General features: G+C 70.4%; 14 protein-coding genes and 1 pseudogene. 7 read left to right on the top strand and 8 right to left on the bottom strand.

Annotated features, from left to right (window positions below; all coding sequences use genetic code 11):
- The first annotated feature begins 229 nt into the window (after window positions 1–229).
- Together LJ657_RS49535 and LJ657_RS40135 are read left to right on the top strand one after the other, a co-directional pair.
- Window positions 230–436 (top strand): DUF8825 domain-containing protein, encoded by a 207-nt coding sequence (locus tag LJ657_RS49535; protein WP_505016529.1) that lies wholly within the window; start codon window positions 230–232, stop codon window positions 434–436.
- Entirely contained in the window at window positions 417–875 is a 459-nt protein-coding gene (locus tag LJ657_RS40135) for a DUF6233 domain-containing protein (RefSeq protein ID WP_232654625.1), read from the top strand. Before LJ657_RS49535 ends, LJ657_RS40135 begins: the two co-directional genes overlap by 20 nt.
- A 39-nt stretch (window positions 876–914) precedes the next feature.
- Here LJ657_RS40135 and LJ657_RS40130 read toward each other — a convergent pair whose 3' ends face one another.
- On the bottom strand, window positions 915–1712 hold the full coding sequence (locus LJ657_RS40130; RefSeq protein ID WP_232654624.1) for a hypothetical protein: 798 nt from the start codon (window positions 1710–1712) through the stop codon (window positions 915–917).
- 222 nt (window positions 1713–1934) lie between these two features.
- On the opposite strand from LJ657_RS40130, the gene LJ657_RS40125 reads away from it, so the two are divergent.
- On the top strand, window positions 1935–2297 hold the full coding sequence (locus tag LJ657_RS40125) for a hypothetical protein (protein WP_232654623.1): 363 nt from the start codon (window positions 1935–1937) through the stop codon (window positions 2295–2297).
- A 1160-nt stretch (window positions 2298–3457) separates the two neighbouring features.
- Here LJ657_RS40125 and LJ657_RS40120 read toward each other — a convergent pair.
- Complete coding sequence (locus LJ657_RS40120) at window positions 3458–4027, bottom strand: hypothetical protein (protein ID WP_232654622.1); 570 nt, start codon at window positions 4025–4027, stop codon at window positions 3458–3460.
- A gap of 568 nt (window positions 4028–4595) precedes the next feature.
- Between LJ657_RS40120 and LJ657_RS40115 the strand changes: the two genes are divergently transcribed.
- Window positions 4596–5540, top strand: a complete 945-nt coding sequence (locus tag LJ657_RS40115) for a hypothetical protein (RefSeq protein WP_232654621.1) — start codon at window positions 4596–4598, stop codon at window positions 5538–5540.
- 12 nt (window positions 5541–5552) lie between these two features.
- Here the strand turns inward: LJ657_RS40115 and LJ657_RS40110 are convergent.
- Window positions 5553–6574 (bottom strand): annotated as a pseudogene (locus LJ657_RS40110) (helix-turn-helix transcriptional regulator).
- A gap of 264 nt (window positions 6575–6838) precedes the next feature.
- Here LJ657_RS40110 and LJ657_RS40105 point away from each other — a divergent pair.
- From LJ657_RS40105 to LJ657_RS40095, 3 genes are read left to right on the top strand one after another with little or no spacing between them, the layout of a single operon-like run.
- Window positions 6839–11884 carry an ATP-dependent helicase gene (locus tag LJ657_RS40105; protein WP_232654620.1) on the top strand — a complete coding sequence of 1682 codons (5046 nt, stop codon included), beginning with the start codon at window positions 6839–6841 and terminating at the stop codon, window positions 11882–11884.
- Between the two features lie 58 nt (window positions 11885–11942).
- Complete coding sequence (locus tag LJ657_RS40100; protein WP_232654619.1) at window positions 11943–12779, top strand: Fpg/Nei family DNA glycosylase; 837 nt, start codon at window positions 11943–11945, stop codon at window positions 12777–12779.
- Between the two features lie 32 nt (window positions 12780–12811).
- On the top strand, window positions 12812–13576 hold the full coding sequence (locus LJ657_RS40095) for an SDR family NAD(P)-dependent oxidoreductase (protein WP_232654618.1): 765 nt from the start codon (window positions 12812–12814) through the stop codon (window positions 13574–13576).
- Here LJ657_RS40095 and LJ657_RS40090 read toward each other — a convergent pair.
- From LJ657_RS40090 to rimO, 5 genes are all read right to left on the bottom strand, one after another.
- Complete coding sequence (locus LJ657_RS40090; protein ID WP_232654617.1) at window positions 13524–13802, bottom strand: hypothetical protein; 279 nt, start codon at window positions 13800–13802, stop codon at window positions 13524–13526. The genes LJ657_RS40095 and LJ657_RS40090 overlap by 53 nt on opposite strands.
- Before the next feature lie 255 nt (window positions 13803–14057).
- A complete protein-coding gene (locus LJ657_RS40085) occupies window positions 14058–14432 on the bottom strand; it encodes a helix-turn-helix domain-containing protein (RefSeq protein WP_232654616.1) in 375 nt (124 codons plus the stop codon).
- Window positions 14433–14541: 109 nt separating this feature from the next.
- Entirely contained in the window at window positions 14542–15087 is a 546-nt protein-coding gene (locus LJ657_RS40080) for a CinA family protein (RefSeq protein WP_232654615.1), read from the bottom strand.
- Complete coding sequence (pgsA, locus tag LJ657_RS40075; RefSeq protein ID WP_232654614.1) at window positions 15084–15806, bottom strand: CDP-diacylglycerol--glycerol-3-phosphate 3-phosphatidyltransferase; 723 nt, start codon at window positions 15804–15806, stop codon at window positions 15084–15086. Before pgsA ends, LJ657_RS40080 begins: the two co-directional genes overlap by 4 nt.
- Entirely contained in the window at window positions 15803–17272 is a 1470-nt protein-coding gene (gene rimO, locus LJ657_RS40070; RefSeq protein WP_232654613.1) for a 30S ribosomal protein S12 methylthiotransferase RimO, read from the bottom strand. The genes pgsA and rimO overlap by 4 nt, the downstream gene beginning before the upstream one ends.
- Window positions 17273–17305: the final 33 nt, after the last annotated feature.

Genomic DNA, 17305 nt, shown 5'->3' with positions numbered 1-17305 from the left:
CTCCGGCTGGACGCGCGCTGCCGCGTCAACTTCACCTGTTGCGCCGACCTTCGAGTTCAACCTCTCGTTCCGTGCAGACCGTGCTTCGTGACGGGCCAACGGACGTCGACGGCCTGTCCAAGCTGACTTGGGAGCGGATTCGTGAGTTCGAGGCGTGCGCCCGCGCTGCTCTGGATTCTCCGGTGTAGCCGAGTGACAGGAAAAATCGAACAAATGGTTGAATTGAAGCATGCGACAGATTCCCAATGACCTGGCCCAGGCGCAGGCGGAGTGGCACGCCACATACCACCTGCTCGCTGTATGCCCGCGCACTGCGGTCCGGCGGCGCCTGATCCACCTGTCCTCGGTAGTGCTGTTTCACCCCCACTGGCAGGGGCAGCGGTCGGCCGGCTGGGCAGCGCTGCACGGTGTACGCCATGTCCGAGCTGCCGCCTGATCTCCGCCGGCTCCGGGCAATCCTCGCGCCCCTCGACAGGCAGCTTGCCGCCAATGCCGCCGCCGCCGCGCACCTGGACGAGGAGCTCGCCGACAACAAGACCGTCGGCACCTATCTGCTGCTCCAGCGGAACGAGGTGCAGGCTGCGCTGGCCCAAGCTGAGACCCTGGCCCCACGGCGTCCTAGTCGGCCGGTCAAGGGAGCCAAGGGACTCCCGGCCCTGGCCCAGGCGCAACCCCAAGTCGGGTTCGTCGTCCAGCAGAAGCGCACACCCACAGGACCTGAGCCAGCAGTAATCCACACCAACGACTGCACGATGATCTCGGGCACTCCGCACCGGATCAGGGCCGACGAGGCGCGAGCCGCGCTCACTGGCCCGAACATCGAACCCTGCAATTTCTGCCGGCCGGACACCGAGCTGGGGCTTGACGTGGCCTAGTCTCTTGTTGGAAATGTCCGCCGTGGGTGCTGGTTGGGGTCAGCCTCGAAGTTGATCCTCGACGGCCTGCTTGAGGGACCGGTTGTGCACAGCACCCGCCCACGATGTGAACGTGAAGTTCTTGCCAGCCTGGACAGCACGTTCGCGCGCCTCACCGAGGAGGTATAGGCCGGCCTCGCTAGCGCTGACGATGACGATGGCGTGCACGTCATCATCGTTGAGGTAGTCCGGGCGTACAAGCCGGCGCAGTACGTCGGGCGGCATGGCCTTTGAGGGGTTGCCGAGCCGGGTTTCGACCACTGCCCGCTTGCCGTCGAGGGTCACGACGATGTCGGCGCGGGTGGATCCGATCAGAACGTCGCGCTGGACTGCGTCGCCGAAGTACTCAGTCAGTACGCTCGCAACCGATTTCTCGTAGGCGGCTTCGCTCATCGTGGTGATGTCTTGGTCGCGTTGAAGCTGACTCTGCACGGGGGCCGGGGCGTTGACGATGGCGTCTACGACCTGTTCAGGACTTTCGGCCTGGTTCATCTCATCTTTAACCTCCTGCATGGTCATGCTGCCGTCCTTGAGGTTCATGGAGGCGATCTGTCGTCCCATCGCACCCAGAACCACGAGGAGGGCGCCAATGGTGATGAGAGCAGTTGGGCCAGCCTCGACTTTTGTCTTGAAGACGGCCCAGCCACCGGCAGCGACCATGGCGGTGCCAAGAGTCATAAGCGCTGCGCGGGTTCGCGTGGTGAGCCTGCCCATCCTTCGTAGACGCTCAGCACGTTGGACACGCACGGTGCGCCATCGGGCTATGCGGCTGGACCGTGCGGGTGCGGTGGTGGTCATGGCGCGCAGCTTAGGGCTCACGAACACTGCACGCTGCCGATATGGAGAGGCGCCTGTGGTTCGAGATGTCCGCGGACCTGTGCCTACGGTGCGCGCGATGAGCAGCAATTTCGAACAAGACTGGGGGCTCGGGTGAGCACGACTCCGGCTGCATCACTGAGCGCGGCAGAGCTACGGCGGCGGGTTCGCGCTGTCGAAGCACTCCAAGCGAAGACGAGGGAGATGGCCGCGGCGAACGTGCTGACGACGCGCGAGGCCGCGGTGAAGGCGGCGCGAGCGAAGGACGAGGCCGACGTTGCGGCACGGGAGGCCGCCGCGGTCGTCCTGCGGCTGTTCGACAACGACGCGGATCTGGTCGCAGATCTGTTGGGTGTGCCGGCAGAGGAACTGGAACGTGAAGCGAAGCCTGTTACCGCCGCTCGTGCCAAGGAGGTAATCGAGGCCCTGCGCGCCCGCGCGGAACGTCCGCCGCGCTCCCGCCGAGCCCCTAAGTCTCGGGCAGAGGCATCGCCTCAGCCCCCTCCGGCCTTCGACGCTCCGGCCCCGGTCTCGGCGCCGGACGACGGCCGGGCTGATGCCGCCTGAGAACGACTTCGGGCCCGGACTCTTCCCGCTCGCAGCGGTAAACGGGTCCGGGCCCGATCCCGTTGACGAACAGCTTGCCCTCATCGGTGAACCAACGCCCGTACGCATACCGGCCGTTGAGTGGGCCAGCTGGCTGGCCAACGAGTCCGTTCGAGCACGCTACTGGGCCAAGGTCTACCGCACCGGCTCCACTGAGGACTGCTGGTTCTTCCTCGGCGGGATCTCCAGCACCGGCCATGCCAGCTTCAGGGCGGCCTCCCGACCGGGCAGGACTCGGCGTGGCACAGTACCGGGCCACCTGTACGGGTATCAGCTCGCGCACGGCGCCATCCCTCGCCTCGGGTGGGGGACCGACAGTCCGACCGTCTGTCACACCTGCGACAACTGCCAGCAGCCCACGCACCTCCGACTGGGCACAGCGGCGGAGAACCGGGCCGAATGGCTGGCCCGCCGCAGAGACCCGGGCAGCCCCCTTGCCGACCTCCGCGGCCCCGCCGGACGCTCCCGCGCGATCGGCGCCGCCATCCGGGCCGGCCAGGAACGCGGGGAGTCCGAAGCCGAGATCACAGCACGGATTCGAGTGGCGATCGCAGCAGGCCGCCCCCTCAGTCTCTGGTGACAACCAACCCCCTGGGAAGAACATGACTGTCTTCGACAGGGTGAACGGGAGCCACTTGGGCAACGGGAACGAGAGCCACGTTGCGCCATCCGTGAAGTGGACGGTCGCGACGCAGGTCCATGATCGGCAACGAGATTGGGGGACACTCCGCCGCCAAGGCGGCACTGGCGAATGGTGTCGAAAAGGTCGGCTGGCCGCCCAGGTCCCCCGTTAACGACGCTGCTGGGAGTCCCGCATCGACACCGTCCCTGACGACGGCGACACGACCACGGTCACGGCCGCTGTCCGTGACTACGTCGGCGCACCACCCGAGAGCGACACCGGCGCGCCCGTGACGTGCTGTCCAAGTGCGCTTTACGCCTCGCTGGGGCCTGAACCCGGTCCTGGTCTGGAGTCTTGGCGTCATAGTTGGTGAGCTGAGAGCGCCCTTGGACGTCCTCGCTGAGTCGAGCAGCCCGTCTCCTACCAGCGTCTGGACGAACTCAAGGAGAAGCGCGCCCTCCGCCGTGTTGGCATGCTGCTGGACGCGTTCCAGAACTGATCAGTCAGTGCCGTCATCGTCCAGTGAGATGCGGGCCTTTTCGATGAACTCGTCTATCGCGTGGTCCAACTTGATCCAGTGTTCGCGGCCCTGCTCGAACCTCACCGAGATGGGCTCGCCGCCAATAAGTCCGTGATCGACGGTCATGGTTGATTCCATGACGTCGTGAGAGCAATCGCACACAGCGCTTGCCGCTTCGCTCATCATTCGAGGCCCAGCCAGCTTTACCCGTGTTGAGAGCTTCAGTAGCTCTGTCCATCGCCGGTGGCATTCGTTCCATAGAGCTTCAGCATCGGCGTTTCCAGATCCCCGAAGGGCGAGATCGAAGGTCTCTTGATCTGTCGGGACCGGGGCGAGGAAGAAACGGGCAGCGTGCGCCTCCTGCGTCGTTGCCGTGGCTATGAACTCCTCGTAGACCACCTGTCGTGAGTCACGGCGCTGTCGCCGGTGCTCACCCCGCGCCGCAATCTTCGCTTGTTCCCGTGCGGACCATCCCGTAGCGAATGCCGCCCCCGTCGTGGCTACCGCCCCCGCCAACGCACCCAACACTGCTGCCACCCCTGCATCCATGCGGCAGAGTCTGGCAGCCGCTGGCCCGGAGGGGATTGCGGACAGTTGTGCAAGTTCACGCAAGTTCCTGACCCCCGCCCGTCGTGGAGCGCCATGGCTTTGTGCATGTTCCGGTCCACGCAGCCGCCACTGACTTCGGGCCCACGACCCCGTCTGCCCCGAGAAGCTCGTCGGGTCGTCGCCTCACCACGTCATCCAGGTTCCTGGCGGTGGGCCAGCGCCAGAAGGACAAACGCATAGACAGTCACGGAGAGTGGTCACCATCAGGCCAGGGCGGCAGCACAAAACTCCCCGGTCGCACCCTCACCCCAGGGGGTTTCCAGGGAGTTCGAGTACGAATCCAGGGAGTTTTCAGGGAGTTTCAGCGCGGGACGGGCCGGGACGTGGAGGGCTTTCGATTCCGCACAACAGTGCAGGTCATCGCACTAACTCGCGAAGATCTCCGCAGGTCGGCGGCCCTTCCACTGCCAGAAGACCGTCAACCGCATGACTCCAGTATCCCGCCCCTGAGGGTGGGCCTGAGCCGGGACCCCTTGCCGAGACCGCTTTCCGCCCTACGGTCTGACGCATGTCCGAAACAGGAGCTTCCCCACTCCCCGCCACACCCCCGGCACGCTCACCGCTCTTCCGCGCCGAGCACTTCGTCTGGCTCACCGCGCGCGTGCTGGAACAGCGCCTCTTCGCCCACCATTTCCTGAACGGGGGCGCCGACCAGGTGGAGATCGCGCTGGACGCGTACCGCAACGAGGACGGCGGGTACGGCCACGCGCTGGAGCCCGATCTGCGCGGCCCGGTCAGCCAGCCGCTGCACACAGGGCACGCACTGCGTGTCCTGGACGCCATCGGGCGCTGTGGCGGACAGCGGGTGGAACGCGTGTGCCGCTATCTGACCGCCGTGTCCACGACGGACGGCGCCCTGCCGGCCATCCATCCCAGCCAGCGCGGCTATCCGGTGGCCCCTTTCATGCCGATCATGGACGACCCGCCCAGCGAACTCCTCGCCACGGGACCGGTGGTGGGTCTGCTGCACCGCAACGAGGTGTGGCACGCCTGGCTGTTCAGGGCCACGGACTTCTGCTGGCATGCGGTCGAGTCGCTGGAGAAGTCCCACCCCTACGAGATCGAGGCCGCCGTGGCCTTCCTGGACTCCGCTCCCGACCGCCCGCGCGCGGAGGCCGCCGCCGCCCGCCTCGGTCGCCTGGTGCGGGAGTACCGGCTCGCGGTGCTGGAACCCGAACGCCTCGACGCGTATCCGGTCGCCCCGGGCTACGCGCCCGGCGAGCACCACTTCCCGCACGACTACGCGAAGACGCCGAGCTCTCTGGCGCGCGCGTGGTTCACAGACGCCGAGATGACGCGCTCCCTCGACTTCCTCGCGGACGCGCAGCACGAGGACGGCGGCTGGCCTGTCCGCTGGCGCCAGTGGGCACCTGGCACCGCCCTGGAAGCACGCCCCGTAGTGACCATCGAGGCGCTGCGCACCCTCAGGGCACACGGGCGCCCCATCGGCTGAGCCCGGGCGTCGTCACCCGCCCATGGCGCGTACCCCGGCGGCCACCACGACGGGCACCGCCACCACGAGCAGGAACGGGGCGCGCAGGGCCAGCGCCACGGCGGCTGCGGCGAGCCCTGCAACGCGCGCGTCGAGGACCAGGGGTGTCCGTCGGCGAAGGTCTGCTGGGCTGTCAGGGCGGCGAGCAGGGCGCCCGTACGCGCCCGGCGGCACGCCGACGATCCGGGTGAAGTGCCGGTTGAGGTGCGGCTGATTGGTGAACCCGACGGCGACGGCAGCCTCTGCGGGCGTCGTTCCGACGTCCAGCAGCCGCCGCGCCTGCCGCACCGGGCCGTCCGTGGGCCAGGCGCGCGGCGGCATCCCGTAGGCGTCCCGGAACGCCCGCAGCAAGGCGAACGGACTGGTGCCGAGATCGGCCGCAAGCCTCTCCAGGGTCGGAGGCTCGGCGAGCCGCTCCTCCAGCACCGCACGCGCGCGTGCGGCGATCCCGACGCCCGCCGTCCGCACCTCCCGCTGCGGCAACGACCCCCCGTTGAGCCGCAGCAGCCTCGTCACAGCGACCCGCAGCAGCGTGTCCGGGCCGGCGCGTTGCCGTCCTCCGCGGCCCGCAGCACCTAATGTACGAGCCCCACGGCGTACGGATCGTCGAGCACCGGACTGACGAACCCGGCCGTCCCCCGAATGAAGGTGGTCTCGGCCGCGATCTCGGCCACCACCTCCGGCGACGGATACACGGCCCCGTACCGCCACCCCTCGGGTACACCGGCCCGCCCGGTGTGCGGGGTGTCCGGATTGACCAGCGCGAGCGCCCCCGCCCCCGCGTACTGATCGACCCCACGATGGTGAAAGACCTCGACCCCGTCGGCGATGGCGGCGATGGCGGCGATGGCGGCGATGGCGGCGATGGCGAAGTTCTCGTGCGTATGCCGCACAAACTCCTTGCGCACATACCGGGCACGCAGCAGATCAACCCCGGGCAACTCGGCGTACTGCCAGTGCCGAGCCAATTCCTTCCGAACCCGCCATACCCCCATTCCCCACCGACCCACGCCCCTCCCACCCCCTATCCACCCGCAGCCGCCGACGGACAGGAGCGGGGCGCGGCGGTGCGGCGCAGCCCGCCGCGTACCTGGCACCACCACAGCCCCCCTTCGGCAGCGGGCGGCTCCCCGCGCGGCGGCGGGCTCGCCGCGCCGCCGCGCCCCGACCCACGACGAACCACATCGCGGCCGCCCAAGCCCAGCGCCGCGAACCCGCAGGCCAGAGCCATTGTCAGTGGCCGGGTGCAGGATGGACGCATGGTCAGCTCCACACACCGAGCCCTCGACGGCTTCTCCCCCGCGACCCGCGGCTGGTTCACGGGGGCCTTCTCCGCGCCCACCGCGGCCCAGGCTGGCGCGTGGCAGGCCATCGGTGCGGGCTCGGACGTGCTGGTGGTCGCCCCCACCGGTTCCGGGAAGACGCTGGCCGCGTTCCTCGCCGCCCTGGACCAGCTGGCCTCCACACCACCGCCCGCCGACCCCAGGAAGCGCTGCCGCGTCCTGTACGTGTCGCCACTCAAAGCCCTCGCCGTCGACGTGGAGCGCAACCTGCGCAGCCCCTTGACGGGTATCCGCCAGGAATCCGTACGCCTGGGCCTGCCCGAGCCCGAGGTGAAGGTGGGCATCCGCTCCGGCGACACACCCGCCGCCGAGCGCCGCGCCCTGTCCACCCGGCCCCCGGACATCCTGATCACCACCCCTGAGTCGCTTTTCCTGATGCTGACCTCGGCCACGCGCGACGCGCTGACCGGCATCGAGACGGTGATCCTCGACGAGGTGCACGCGGTGGCGGGCACCAAGCGAGGTGCGCATCTCGCGCTCTCCCTGGAGCGGCTGGACGAGATCCTGCCGAAGCCGGCCCGCCGCATCGGCCTCTCGGCGACGGTCCGCCCGGTCGACGAGGTGGCGCGGTACCTCTCACCGCGCCGCAAGGTGGAGATCGTCCAGCCGAAGTCGGGCAAGGAGTTCGACCTCTCGGTCGTCGTCCCGGTCGAGGACCTGGGCGAGCTGGGCGGTTCCCCGGTCGCCGACGGATCGGAGGGCACAGAGCGCCCGTCGATCTGGCCGCACGTCGAGGAGCGGATCACCGACCTCGTCCAGGCCCACCGCTCCACCATCGTGTTCGCCAACTCCCGTCGCCTCGCCGAGCGCCTGTGCAACAGGCTCAACGAGATCGCGTACGAGCGGGCAACCGGCGAAACCCTGGACGAGCACCACGGCCCGGCCGAGCTCATGGGCGGATCCGGAGCGGCTCAGGGCGCACCACCCGTCATCGCCCGTGCCCACCACGGCTCGGTCTCCAAGGAGCAGCGCGCCCTCGTCGAGGAGGACCTGAAGGCGGGCCGCCTCCCCGCCGTGGTCGCGACATCGAGCCTCGAACTCGGCATCGACATGGGCGCGGTCGACCTCGTCGTCCAGGTCGAGTCCCCGCCCTCCGTCGCCTCCGGCCTGCAGCGCGTGGGCCGCGCGGGACACCAGGTGGGTGCGGTCTCCACAGGCGTGGTCTTCCCCAAGTACCGCGGCGACCTCGTCCAGGCGGCGGTGGTCACCGAGCGCATGCGCACCGGCTCCATCGAATCCCTGAAGGTGCCCGCCAATCCCCTGGACGTGCTGGCACAGCAGCTGGTGGCGATGACGGCCCTGGACACCTGGCAGGTCGACGACCTGCTCGCCACGGTCCGCCGTGCCGCCCCCTTCGCCTCGCTCCCGGAGTCGGCTTTCACGGCGGTCCTCGACATGCTCGCGGGGCGCTATCCGTCCGACGCGTTCGCCGAGCTGCGCCCGCGCGTGGTGTGGGACCGCGTGACCGGCACGGTCACCGGCCGCCCAGGCGCGCAGCGCCTCGCCGTCACCTCGGGTGGCACCATCCCCGACCGCGGGCTCTTCGGAGTCTTCCTCGCCGGATCCGACCCCAAGAAGGGCGGCGGCCGGGTCGGCGAGCTCGACGAGGAGATGGTCTACGAATCACGCGTGGGCGATGTCTTCACACTCGGCACCAGCTCCTGGCGCATCGAGGACATCACGCGCGACCGCGTCCTGGTCTCCCCCGCGCCGGGCGTACCGGGCCGGCTCCCCTTCTGGAAGGGCGACCAGCTGGGCCGCCCGCTCGAACTGGGCCGCGCGGTGGGCCAGTTCCTCCGCGAGGTCGGCTCGCTGCCCAAGGAGGACGCCCGCCTGCGCCTCCTTGCGGCCGGCCTGGACGCCTGGGCCGCGGACAACGTTCTGTCCTACCTGGACGAGCAGCGCGAGGCATGCGGCCACGTCCCCGACGACCGCACCATCGTCGTGGAGCGCTTCCGCGACGAGCTCGGCGACTGGCGGGTCGTCGTCCACTCTCCCTTCGGCGCCCAGGTACACGCCCCCTGGGCACTGGCCCTCGGCGCCAAGCTCTCGGAGCGGTACGGCATGGACGCCCAGGTCATGCACGCCGACGACGGCGTCGTGCTGCGCCTCCCGGACGCCGACCTCATGGGCCTGGACCTGCTCGACCAGGAACCGACCAAGGCGGGCACGGAGTACGACGCCGACCAGGCACCCGTCGGCGCTGCGGACGTCGTCTTCGACAAGGGCGAGGTCGCGCAGGTCGTCACCGACCAGGTGGGCAGCTCCGCCCTGTTCGCCTCCCGCTTCCGCGAGTGCGCGGCCCGCGCGCTGCTGCTGCCGCGTCGCAACCCGGGCAAGCGCACCCCGTTGTGGCAACAGCGCCAGCGCGCCTCCCAACTGCTCCAGGTGGCCAGCGAGTTCGGCTCGTTCCCGATCGTCCTGGAAGCGGTCCGCGAGTGCCTCCAGGACGTGTTCGACGTCCCCGGCCTGGTCGAGCTGATGGGCGACCTGGAGTCCCGGAAGGTGCGCCTGGTCGAGGTCACCACCCCCGAGCCCTCCCCCTTCGCCCGCTCTCTCCTCTTCGGGTACGTCGCCCAGTTCCTCTACGAGGGAGACTCACCCCTCGCCGAGCGCCGCGCCGCCGCGCTCTCCCTTGACTCGCGGCTGCTGGCAGAGCTGCTGGGCCAGGCGGAGCTGCGCGAACTGCTCGACGCCGAGGTGCTGACCGAGCTGGAGCGGGAACTCCAGTGGCTCACCGAGGACCGGCGCGTCAAGGACGCCGAGGGTGTCGCCGACCTCCTGCGTCTGCTCGGCCCGCTGACCGACGCCGAGCTGGCCGAGCGGTGCGCCGGGCCGCAGTGGGCCCAGGAGCTGGCCGGTGCCCGCCGCGCGATCAAGGTCCGCATCGCCGGCGCGGACCACTGGGCGGCGATCGAGGACGCGGGCCGCCTGCGCGACGCCCTCGGCACCGCCCTGCCGGTCGGCGTCCCGGAGGCTTTCACAGAGCCGGTGAAGGACCCCCTCGGCGACCTCCTCGCCCGTTACGCCCGTACTCACGGCCCCTTCACCTCGGCCTCGGCTGCGGCCCGCTTCGGCCTGGGCGTGGCCGTCACCGAAGGCGCACTGCAACGCCTCGCTGCGAACGGTCGTGTCGTACAGGGTGAGTTCCATCCGGCGGGCATCGGCCAGGAGTGGTGCGACGCGGCAGTGCTGCGCCGGCTGCGCCGTCGTTCCCTGGCCGCGCTGCGGCACGAACTGGAGCCGGTGGCACCGGCCGCGCTCGCCCAGTTCCTGCCGCAGTGGCAGCACATCGGCAAGGGGCACGCGCTGCGCGGTAGCGACGGACTGGTGCGTGCCGTCGAGCAGTTGCAGGGCGCGTCCGTGCCCGCGTCGGCCCTGGAGAAGCTGGTGCTGCCGTCCCGCGTCGTCAACTACACGCCTGCGATGCTGGACGAGCTCACCGCCGCCGGAGAGGTCGTCTGGGCCGGCGCGGGAGCCCTCCCCGGCAAGGACGGCTGGGTCTCCCTCTACCTGGCGGACGCTGCTCCCCTGCTCCTGCCCCCGCCGCACCCCCTGGAACTGACCGCGCTCCACCAGTCCGTGCTGGACGCCCTCTCCGGGGGCTACGGCCTGTTCTTCCGCCAGATCGCCGACCAGGTCCGCGCTACCACCCATCCCGAGGTCACCGATCCCCAACTGGCCGACGTTGTCTGGGACCTGGCCTGGTCCGGCCACCTCACGAACGACACGCTGACCCCCATGCGCTCCCTGCTGGGCTCGGGCCGCACCGCCGGCTCGACAGCCCACCGCGCCAAGCGCAGCGTCCCTCGCGGGCGCTACGGCTCCCTGACCGCCGCAGCCCGGCCCGCCTCCCGCAGCGGTCCGCCCACCGTCGCCGGCCGCTGGTCCGTGCTCCCGGCACGCGAGGCCGACCCGACAGTGCGCGCACACGCCGTCGCCCGCACGCTCCTCGACCGGCACGGCGTGGTCACCCGGGGCGCCGTCTCCGCGGAGGGCATCGAGGGCGGCTTCTCAGCGACGTACCGCATCCTGTCCGCCTTCGAGGAGAGCGGCCAGGCACGGCGCGGCTATGTGGTGGAGGGGCTCGGCGCGGCACAGTTCGCGATGGACGGCGCGGTGGACCGCCTGCGCGCGGTGTCCAACGCCCGAGACCGCGGCGAAACCCTGCCGCAGCCGACCGCCGATGGCACGCCGAGCGGCTTCCCGTCCGGCTCCTTCGGCTCGTCCCACGCCTTCACCGCGCCTGGCGACCACAACGCCGGAACGCCCCACGGCCACACGCCCCCGGGCGCCGACGATCCCGACACCTTCGACTGGACGGACGGCTTCGAGTCGGGGAGCGGCACCGCCCGCAGCGGGGACCGCTCCCGCCGAGACCGGCCCGAGTTCGACATCACCGGCTTCGAGGACGACTTCGGCCTCCCGCCCACTCGCGCCTCGCGCGACGAATACATCTCACCCCGCGACCTCGCGTCCCCCGGCTCAGGCGGCCCCCGAAGCGGCCCCGGCTCTACACCCGGCTCGTACGGCTCCGTCTTCCCGGATCGCCGGGCCCGTCCCACTCCCGACTCCCGGGCCGTCGTCCTCGCCGCCGCCGATCCGGCGAACGCGTACGGCGCGGCGCTTCCCTGGCCGGATCCCCCGACCGGAGCGGGGCACAAGGCGGGCCGAAAGGCGGGGTCCCTGGTGGTTCTCGTAGACGGTGAGCTGACGCTCTACATGGAACGCGGCGGCAAGACTGTGCTGGCCTGGCCCGCCGAACCGGAAGGCACACCCACCGGCGACCCACGCCTGCAGGCAGCCGCCCAGGCCCTGGCCGCGGCCGCCCGAGCGGGCTCCCTCGGCACCGTCACGGTGGAGCGGGTCAACGGCGCCTCGGCCCTGACGTCCCCCATCGGCACCCTTCTGGAAGGAGCAGGCTTCATCGCAACCCCGCGGGGGCTGCGGCTGCGGGCCTGAACCGCAAGTGCCCCCGCTCTCCGCGCCCGCGAGCGCCCGTCCGTGCCACCCTTGACCCATGCCCGAAGGAGACACGGTCTGGCAGACCGCGAAGCGCCTGCACACCGCGCTCGCCGGGAAGGTGCTGACCCGTAGCGACTTCCGGGTGCCCAAGTACGCCACGACCGACCTCACGGGCCGTACCATCCTGGACGTCACCCCGCGCGGCAAACACCTGCTGACCCGTATCGAGGGGGGCCTGACGCTCCACTCCCACCTGAGGATGGACGGCTCCTGGAAGGTGTACGCGAGCGGCCAACGCTGGAGCGGCGGCCCCGCCCACCAGATCCGCGTGGTCCTGGGCACCGCGGACCGCACAGCGGTCGGCTACCGCCTGCCCGTTCTCGACCTCCTCCGCACCACCGACGAACAGCGCACCGTCGGCCACCTCGGCCCCGACCTCCTCGGCCCGGACTGGAACCCCGAGCAGGCGCTCGCCCACCTCCTCGCCGACCCCTCCCGCCCCCTCGGCGAGGCCCTCCTGGACCAGCGCAACCTCGCCGGCATCGGCAATGTCTACAAGAGCGAGCTCTGCTTCCTGCTCGGCGCCACCCCCTGGCTCCCCATCGGCGCACTGCCCGCCGACCGCGCGGCGAAGCTGCCCGCGCTCGCCAAGAAGCTCCTGGAGGCGAACCGCGACCGCCCGGTCCGCACCACGACGGGCCGTCGCGGACAGGACCTGTTCGTGTACGGCCGCGCGCCCCGCCCGTGCCTGCGCTGCCACACCTCCGTGCGCGTGGCCGACCAGGGCGACGGCTCCCGCGAACGCCCCACGTACTGGTGCCCGAACTGCCAGATGGGACCGGCGCCGAGTGCCGCCCCACCCCGTACAACTCCACGCCGTACGACTAATTGACGACCCGTCAGAAACCCTCGTACCGTCCCTTCATGCCCGTCAAGGCGTACGAACTCACCGGACGTACCGCATTCGTCACCGGAGCGGCCGGCGGCATCGGCCGCGCCTCGGCCGTGCTGCTCGCCGAAGCCGGCGCCACGGTCCACTGCGCCGACCGCGACGCACTGGGCCTGCACGAGACGGCGACCCTGATCAAGGACGGCGGCGGCACCGCCCGTGTCCACCACCTGGACGTCACCGACCGGGGGCAGCTCAGACAGGCCGTCGAGTCCTGTGACCGCCTGGACGTGATGGCCGCGGTCGCCGGGATCATGCACAGCAGCCCGGTCCTGGAGACCCGGGACGAGGACCTCGACCGGGTCCTGAGCGTGAACTTCAAGGGGGTGCTGTACGCCTGCCAGGAGGCCGCCCGCCTGATGCTGGACCGGAAGAGTGGCGGCAGCATCATCACCATGGCCTCGGGCGCCGTCGACACCGGCCGTCCCGGCCTGCTCTGCTACGGCGCGGCCAAGGCGGCCGTGGTCCAGCTGACGAAGACCCTGGCGAACGAGGTCGGCCGGCACGGGATCCGGGTCAACGCGGTGGCACCGGGCTGGATCCGCACCCCCATGACCGACCGCCATGAAGCCGAGGCGCAGGCGCAGACCGAGACAGTGATGGCCCGGATGTCACCGCTGGGCCGGGTCGGCGAACCGGAGGACGTCGCTCACACCGTGCTGTATCTGGCCTGCGACGCCTCGTCGTTCACGACGGGCCAGATCCTGCGTCCGAACGGCGGGGTGGCGATGCCGTGGTGACACGGGCCGTCCGCCAGGCCCCCCGCCAGCGCCCTGCCCCCACGGCACCCGACGCCCGCGTCTTGGGCACACAGTGCACCGGCAGCAGACCCAGCCCCCATCCCCCGGCCGCGACCGCCCCCTCCAGCACCCCGGCACCGGGCGCGAGCGCAAGCCGCAGTACGGCCCACCACCACAGCGCCCCGAGCCCGAGAACCGCCCCCCGGCGCACTATCGGCCGTGCCATGGACGCCACCTCCGGCCCCGAAGCTAGACCGCCGCCTTCACCCCCAGGGAGGGCGCACCGACGGCACATGGGCGCAACGCATCGCAGGCATCCACCATGACCGCCCCGAGCCGCACCGGCAAACGGACCCGCACAGGCGTACAAAGCGGCCCGACAACACGAAAACCCCGACCGCACCTCCCCAGTTCTCCCTGGAGAAGCCCCGGCCGGGGCCTTGCACGTGCACGTCGGCTCACGAAGCCACGCGCGTGAAAGTCACGCGGCGACCACGTCCACCGCCTCGGCGGGCGCCTTGATGGTCACCCGTTCCGGTGGCACACCGGTCACCGACACGGAACCCAGCATCGGACGAACCGGCGCGGGCACAGGCTCGGTGGCCGCAGCAGACCGGGCCAGCTCGGCGAGGGCGAGCTCGTCGCTCACTTCTCGCATGAGCTCGGACATCCGTACGTCCAGCGCGTCGCAGATGGCGGAGAGCAGCTCGGAGGAAGCCTCCTTCTGCCCCCGCTCCACCTCGGAGAGATAGCCGAGTGAGACTCGGGCGGACGAGGAGACTTCGCGCAGAGTACGGCCCTGGCGCTGGCGCTGCCGACGCAGCACGTCACCCAGCAGGCGACGGAGCAGAATCATCGGTGGCTCCCTCCTCGGACCGCGTAGCCGCATCCTTCACGCCCCACCGTACCGCCTTGCGCTGCGGCCGTGCGGGGAGCGATGTCGTGTTCACTCAGGGCTGCAAACATCAAAACCCCCCGTTCTGTTCCGTATCCTGTGCCAGCTCATTCCCGGACTGTTCGCTCGCAAGCTCCTTCAGGAGCAGTGCGAGTACGCTCCGTACACTCTCCATACGAATTTCCGCGCGGTCGCCGTTCAACCGCAGCGCCTCGACTTTTCCGCCACCGGCGGAACCGGAATCCGCCGCGAAGGGGCCTGCCACGGCCACGAAAACCGTCCCGACGGGCTTCCCGTCCTGCGGTTCCGGGCCCGCGACACCGGTCGTCGCAAGGCCCCAGTCGGCGCCCAGCGCCTTGCGCACGCCGACCGCCATCTGGGCCGCGACCTGCGGATCCACCGCTCCGCGCTGTGCCAGCAGGGTGGCGTCGACATCCAGCAGCTCGTGCTTCAGCTCGGTGGCGTAGGCGGTCACCGAGCCACGGAACGCCTTGGACGCACCTGGGGCGGCTGTGACTTCCGCCGCTACCAGCCCGCCGGTGAGGGACTCGGCGACTGCGAGGGTCTCGCCCCTCACCGTCAGTAGTCGCACGACGTCGGCGGCCCGTGAATTCACGCTTCCGTCTCCTCCAACGCGGCCTTGCGCTCGGCGATTCCCTGCCTGCGCAGCACAATGGCCTGTCTTACATAGTCGAGTCCGGTCGCCACGGTCAGGACGACCGCCGCCGCCATCACCCAGAACCTCAGGGTGGCCAGCCAGCCGGTCAGTGCCAGGACGTACATCCCCACCGCCACGCCCTGCGTGAGCGTTTTCAGCTTGCCGCCGCGGCTCGCCGGGATGACGCCGTACCGGATGACAAGAAAACGCAGCAGCGTGATCCCCAGTTCCCGGCCCAGGATGACGATGGTCACCCACCACGGCAGGTCGCCCAGCGAGGAGAGACAGATCAGCGCCGCCCCCATGATCGCCTTGTCGGCGATGGGGTCGGCGATCTTGCCGAAGTCGGTGACGAGGTCGTAGGTGCGCGCCAGATGACCGTCGAAGAGGTCGGTGATCATGGCGATGGCGAAGGCAGCCCAGGCGAAAGAGCGCCATGCCGGGTCGTACCCGCCGTCGGCCAGCATCAGCGCGACGAAACCGGGCACGAGGAGCAGCCGGAGCATGGTGAGCAGGTTGGCGACGTTCCAGACGCTGGCCTGGTTGACGGCCACGGCGGCCAGCTTCCCGCCCCTCGGGGACTTCGCCCCTGTCTGCCGGTCGGAAGCGGGGGGGCCAGCCGGCGAGGAATCCGCCTGGGAGGAGCCGTTCGCCGCCGATGCCGGTACTCCGGTCATCTGCCCGCCTCCTCACTACACCCGAGCGAGCCCGTCAGCGGCTCGGCCACCAGGTCGACACCTTCGGTACCGACCACCTTCGCCTCGACCATACGGCCGACGCTCAGACCTTCGCCGCTCGTGAGCAGCACCTGGCCGTCCGTCTCCGGCGCCTGGTGCGCCCCACGGCCGTACACGCCGTCCTCGTCCACGGACTCCACGAGCACGTGGACGGTCTCGCCCAGGCGCTCCTCGGCACGCTGGGAGACGAGTTCCTCGGCCAGCCGGGAGACACGTGCCAGCCGCTCCGCGACGACGTCCTCGGCCAGCTTGTTCTCGTACGTCGCCGCCTCGGTGCCCTCCTCGTCGGAGTAGCCGAAGACGCCGATGGCATCCAGCCGTGCACCGTCCAGGAACCGCTCCAGCTCCGCCAGGTCGTCCGCGCTCTCGCCCGGGAAGCCCACGATGAAGTTCGAGCGCACGCCCGCCTGGGGTGCCTTGCTCCGGATGGTGTCGAGCAGCTCCAGGAAGCGGTCCGTGTCGCCGAAGCGGCGCATCGCGCGCAGCACGCCGGGGGCGGAGTGCTGGAAGGACAGGTCGAAGTACGGGGCGATCTTCGGCGTCGAGGTCAGGACGTCGATCAGCCCGGGGCGCATCTCGGCCGGCTGGAGGTAGCTCACGCGCACGCGTTCCAGGCCGTCGACCTCGGCAAGCTCCGGCAGGAGCGACTCCAGCAGGCGGATGTCGCCGAGGTCCTTGCCGTACGAGGTGTTGTTCTCGGAGACCAGCATGATCTCCTTCACGCCCTGCTCGGCCAGCCACCGGGTCTCGTTCAGCACGTCGCTCGGGCGGCGGGAGATGAACGAGCCTCGGAAGGACGGGATGGCGCAGAAGGAGCAGCGCCGGTCACAGCCGGAGGCGAGCTTCACCGAGGCGACCGGGGCACCGTCCAGCCGGCGGCGCAGGGGCGCACGGGGGCCGGAAGCGGGCGCCAGCCCGTCCGGCAGATCCACCGGAGCGTGGCCGGGCAGTGCGACCTCGGTCGCGGACTCCTGGCGCTCCGCGGGGCTGATCGGCAGCAGCTTGCGCCGGTCGCGCGGGGTGTGGGAGGCGTGGATGCCGCCGTTCAGGATGGTCTGCAGACGGTCGGAGATGTCCGCGTAGTCGTCGAAGCCGAGTACGCCGTCGGCCTCGGGGAGGGCTTCGGCGAGCTCCTTGCCGTACCGCTCGGCCATGCAGCCCACCGCCACGACGGCCTGGGTTCTGCTGTGGCCCTTGAGGTCGTTGGCCTCCAGGAGGGCGTCGACGGAGTCCTTCTTGGCGGCCTCGACGAAGCCACAGGTGTTGACGACGGCGACGTCCGCTTCCGCGGCATCCTCCACGAGGTCCCAGCCGTCCGCCTCCAAGCGGCCTGCGAGCTCCTCCGAGTCCACCTCGTTACGGGCGCAACCAAGGGTGACGAGTGCGACGGTACGGCGTTCAGGCATGCGCTCAAGACTACTTTGTCTCACTGACAGCCC

This window comes from Streptomyces guryensis, assembly GCF_021261325.1.
GTDB classification, from domain to species: Bacteria; Actinomycetota; Actinomycetes; order Streptomycetales; family Streptomycetaceae; genus Streptomyces; species Streptomyces guryensis.
The sequence above is the reverse complement of the archived record's forward strand: the minus strand, read 5'-3'. Positions and strand labels throughout refer to the sequence as shown.